Annotated in this window: 1 pseudogene; it reads left to right on the top strand. The window is 41.9% G+C overall.

The features are described 5' to 3' along the window. Positions 1–499 (top strand): annotated as a pseudogene (locus tag AC1DRF_RS29925) (GntP family permease); the annotation flags it as partial. Positions 500–915: the final 416 nt, after the last annotated feature.

Raw genomic sequence — 915 nt, 5'->3', positions numbered from 1 at the left:
CTGGAAGAGAGTGACAACCGGTTTCCAAGCTGGTCTTAACGCAAGTATTGGCGGAGCGCTTCTCGCTGCGATGAACACGGGAGCTGAGTATGGCTTTGGAGGCGTTATTTCATCTCTTCCTGGCTTTGCAACCGTTCGTGATGGTATTTCACATACCTTTACAAATCCGCTTGTCAATGGAGCCGTTACGACAAACATTTTAGCCGGTATTACAGGCTCTGCTTCTGGAGGTATGGGAATTGCGCTTAGTGCGATGGGAGATAAGTATGTAGAAGCTATTAACCAGTACAACATTCCTCCTGAAGTTATGCACAGAGTTGTAGCGATGGCATCAGGCGGTATGGATACGCTTCCTCATAACGGAGCCGTTATTACCCTGCTTGCTATTACCGGGTTAACCCACAAGCAGTCTTACCGAGATATTTTTGCCATCACTGTTATAAAAACGCTTGCATGTTTCTTAATTATTGGAATCTACAGCTTAACTGGACTCGTATAACAAATAAAGAGGCTGAGTTTAGTTAAAGAAAAATCCGAACGATGAATCGTTCGGATTTTTTTATTGTTGTGGTGAACATAGATTTCATGTATATAGGTGCTTTTAGCGGTTGATTGGAGGACAAGGCGAAGACTCCCGCGGAAAGCGGAGTCTTGCACGGAAGCCAGCAGCGGTTTCACAAGGAATCTTTATCTCCTTTGTTCGTCTATAGGTTGCAGTGATTTAACTGTATATCAAGCTTTTTGCTTTAAAACAGATTCTTTGACTTTCTAAACTGTAAGTATTATGATTACACTACTTTCTGCAGTACTATATGCCGTTACATTAATTCTTAGCATGTTTATGAAGAAAGGAGAATGACTGTGAAGCTATTTGAAGGAAATTTAAAAGTAGGCGACTGGGTCAAAGGAAAGTCT

Source organism: Priestia sp. P5_B4 (genome assembly GCF_056400385.1).
Note: the sequence above shows the minus strand (reverse complement) of the source record. Positions and strands in the feature narration are given on the sequence as shown.